This window comes from Corallococcus sp. CA053C (genome assembly GCF_003611675.1).
Lineage (GTDB): Bacteria > Myxococcota > Myxococcia > Myxococcales > Myxococcaceae > Corallococcus.
Genome location: NZ_RAWA01000614.1, coordinates 1 through 3,911 on the forward strand (window position 1 = coordinate 1; position 3,911 = coordinate 3,911).

Here is a 3,911-nt window from a genome sequence, read left to right on the forward strand (position 1 = left end):
GTCCGGCCGCAAGCCGCCGCTCCTCAAGCTGCTGCGCCGTCCAGTGCTTTGGCTGCCACGCCATGGACGCCACCTCTCCATGATGTAACCCGTCAGACCCTTACCCGACTTCCCTGAAGGGGTTTAGCGCCAGCGCAGGAAGTCCTGCACCGGCCCGCGCAGCCGGTGCGCGTCCGACAGCAGGGTGCCGTGATCTCCCGGCCCCTGCAGCTCCACGAACCGCGCCTGCACTCCGGACGCCGTCAGCAGGTGATACGTGTCGCGCACGCGGCCCGCCGGCGCGAGCACATCCGTCGTGCCCGTGAGCAGCAGCACCCGCGCGCGGATCTGCGCGAACGTGTCCGTCAGGTCGCAGCCCGCGTACGCGGAGCACAGCAGCGACCACGACAGCGGATCGAACGTGTCCGCGAACGACGCGGCCTCCGCCTCCAGCGCCGCCTGCGCCGTCGCGTTGTCCGGATACGTCGCGTTCAGGTGCTCACGCCCGTAGATGAGCTTGAGGTAGTCCAGCCGCAGCCGCGACAGCGTCCGGTTGGGGACGCGCTCGCGCAGGGGAGGGGTGTCCTCGTTGTCGGGCGCCATGCGCAGCACCTGCGACGTCAGGCCCAGCTTCTCGCGCAGGCCCTCGGGCAGTGCTCGCGCGGCTCCAATCACCACCACGCTGCTCGTCAGCTCCGGGAACAGCGCCGCCAGCCGCAGCGCGACGACGCCGCCCAGGCCCACGCCCACCAGCGCCCGCACCTGGTTCAACTCCAGGGCCTTCAGCAGCGCGGACACGCCCCGCGCCATGTCCAGCACGGTGAGCGGAGGCAGCGACACGCCCCAGGCCCGGCCCGACGTCGGCTCCACCGACAGCGGGGACGTGGATCCAAACGGGCTGCCCAGCAGGTTCGGCACCAGCACCGGCGTCGTCTCCGGATCCAACGCCTTGCCCGGGCCGATCAGCTCGCGCCCCCAGCCAAAGGGCTGATACGGCGCGTCCGGACCGGTGCCCAACGCCTCGTGCGAATGGGACAGGTCGTGCAGCACCACCACCGCTTTGCCATCCGACGGTTTCCCGTAGGCCTGCCAGGCGATCTGCGGGTTGCCCAGCAGCTCCCCTTCCTCCAAGGGAAGGGGCACGGTGAACGATTGGATTCCCCCGGCCTGGAGCACGATGATGCAGGCTCATATCATTGCCTGCTCGTACGCACAGGAGCCTGACGCGTGAAGCGCTACTTTGGATTCATTGTTCTCATCGCCTTGGTGATTGTCGCCGCGGTGACGAGCTACCGCACTTCCGCGGCCCGGACGAAGGAGGCGGAGCGGGAGGCCGACTTCCGTCGCGTCCAGTCCGTCTACCTGGAGCGCGTGGGCTGGATGCGCACCAACCCGGATGAGGCCTCGTACCGGGACGAGCTGAAGCCCTTCTTCAAGGCGTACTTCGACGACGTCGACGAGCACCTGACGCGCTTCGACGGCAACAAGAAGTTCGACGGCTACCTCGCGGAGCTGGAGAAGCGCGCGGAGTCCGGCGGCGAGAAGAAGGACACGCGCGCGGGCGACCGCAAGGCGTTCTATGAGTACGCGCGCAAGCAGTTCGACAACCTGCGCGAGGGCCGCTACCGCCCCATCTGGACCGCCACCGACAAGGGCATGCGCCTGGACGTGGTGAGCTCCGACGTGGTGATGGTGATGGGCAAGCCCCAGGTGCGCCTGCAGCTCGCGCTGTGGGGCGCGCAGCGCACGGAGAAGGACGAGGGCAAGGTGAAGAAGATGGTCACCAGCGCCTCGTTCGAGACCGTGTGGAAGCTCACCGACGCGAAGGGCAAGCTGCTGGGCGAGATGCGCGGCGCGGATCCGTCGATGAAGATCGACTACCCCGAGCGCCTCATCCCCGAGTTCCCGCCGCAGATGGTGCTGGGCCACTACGACCTGGACCTGCTGCCCGCGGACGTGGCGAAGCTGGAGACGACCATCAACGTCTCCTCGCACGCCGCCTCCGGTGGCAACGCCAACGCCACGTACACGTGGAAGCTGGACGTGCCGTCGGAGTGGAAGCTGGGCGCCAACGAGACCTGGGAAGGCGCCACCCAGGAGGAGCGGCCGGAGGAGGAGATCGACCCGGCCAAGGCCTCCGCCAAGAAGGGCGAGTAGCCCTTCGCTTCACCCCGCACTTCGCCGTCGTTACTCGACGACGGCGAAGTGGGACCCCAGCCGGTACGCGGACAGCGTGCCGGCGTCGTCCAGGAAGTAGAGGTTGAGGCGCACGTCGGCCTGGAGCGCGACCAGCCCCACCCCCGCGCGCACCTCCGCGAGCACCTGTCCGCCGCGAGGATCCACCGCGCGCACCACCTCGCCCGCCACCAGCGTCACGTCCCGCGCGGTGCGCGCCGGCAACGCGGTGATCAGCGGTTCGCCCGCGGCCCCCACGCGCCAGTCCACCTGACCGGACAGGGACACACGGGCGGCGGCCCCGGACGCGCTCGTCACCACCACCGCGCGCGGCAGCGACGCCAGCGCATACGGTCCCGGTCCCAGGTGCAGCGCGCGCTCCCACACCTTGCGCCCGCGCGCGTCCACGCACACCAGGAACCCGTCCTCGTCGCGCATCCCGGCCAGGAACACGCGCGAGCCCATGGGCAGCGGCGTGGAGGGCAGGGTGAGGTCCGGCTCGAACGTCCACAGCGATTCGCCGGTATGCGCGTCCGCCAGCAGCAGCGCGTGGTGCGAGCCGCGCCCCAGGAGCACCAGGAAGCGCCGGCCCCACGCCACCGGGGGCCCGTGGAAGGGCATGGGCGAGCGCAGCCGGTAGCGCACCTGCCCATCCCCCAGGTCCAGGCCATAGAGGTAGCCCGAGTCCGTGGAGAGCAGCGCCCGGTGCCCCTGCGTGGACAGCCAGCTCCGTTGCGTGCGCGGCGGGGCCAGGCGCCACACCTCGCGGCCCGTGGTCTCCGCGAAGGCCACCGCGGTGCGGTTCTCCGACAGCGTCAGCAGCAGCCCGTCCTTGCGCAACAGCAGTGGGCCCAGGGGGATGCCGTCGTGATCATGCAGCCACCGCGCGCCCGCGCCCCGGCCGGTGAAGCCGAACACGCGCGCCCCGTCCGCCGCCACCGCGTGGCCATCCGCGGAAGCCGCCACGCCCAGCGAAGCCGAGCGGCGCCACAGCTGCGCGCCGTCCTTGCGGGAGAACGCGCACGCGAGCCCCGGCGCGCAGTACACCGGCCCGTGACGGCCCACGAGCAGCCGCGCTTCCTCCGGCTCCTCCAGCCCGCGTTGCTCCCACAGCTTCTCGAAGCGCAGCCGCCGCAGCCGTCCGGGGACCTTGAGGGGACGCGACTCGCCGCGCGCGGTCGGGCTCTTGCGCTCGCGTGCCTCCCCTTGGGCTTCGGGCGGGGTCCTGGCCCCCCGCAGGTGCGACAGGCCCTCGCGGCAGCGCTCCGTCAGCTCCACGAGGTACGGGTTGGAGACCTGGACGCGGTGGGCCTCCGCGAAGGCCAGCCCCAGCGCCTCGCCCAATTGGAAGAGGGCGGCCAGCAGCTCGCCGGGCTCCAGTGGGAAGTACGCGCCGGTGGGGCCCGTCTTCGCCCGCTGCCCCTTCAGGTCCAACGTCAGCATCGGGCGCACGCCCGCGGGCTCGAACTCGAAGCGGGCCTCGCCCAGCTCCACCGCGCGCGCCAGCTCCACCGCCTGCCGCGACAGCTCCAGCACCGTGAGGAACGGAGGCCCCTGCGCGCGCCACGCCTGCGGCCGACCCGGCAGCGCGAGCCACACCTCGCCCGCGCCCAGCAGCGGCGCCAGCGCCCCGGAGGTGCCCTTCGCGGGGCCTTCGCGGGAGGCCGGGGAGACGTCCTTCAACTCGAAGCCGAAGCCCGGCACGGAGACAGGCTCGATGCGCAGGGGGATGGGGCGGACCGGGGCCTCTTCATGGG

At 71.6% G+C, this 3,911-nt stretch carries 3 protein-coding genes; 1 reads left to right on the forward strand and 2 read right to left on the reverse strand.

Annotated elements, in window-relative coordinates:
- Positions 1–123: 123 nt before the first annotated feature.
- Positions 124–1,155, reverse strand: coding sequence for an alpha/beta fold hydrolase (locus D7V97_RS40935; RefSeq protein WP_120615974.1), 1,032 nt, complete (start codon positions 1,153–1,155; stop codon positions 124–126).
- Positions 1,156–1,206: 51 nt separating this feature from the next.
- On the opposite strand from D7V97_RS40935, the gene D7V97_RS40940 reads away from it, so the two are divergent.
- The gene (locus D7V97_RS40940; RefSeq protein WP_120615975.1) at positions 1,207–2,136 is read left to right on the forward strand and encodes a hypothetical protein; all 930 of its coding nucleotides are present in this window, start codon (positions 1,207–1,209) and stop codon (positions 2,134–2,136) included.
- A 30-nt stretch (positions 2,137–2,166) separates the two neighbouring features.
- On the opposite strand, the gene D7V97_RS40945 is transcribed toward D7V97_RS40940, so the two are convergent.
- Positions 2,167–3,911: PQQ-binding-like beta-propeller repeat protein (locus D7V97_RS40945; protein WP_233583557.1), on the reverse strand; the 1,745-nt coding region annotated here is incomplete at its 5' end.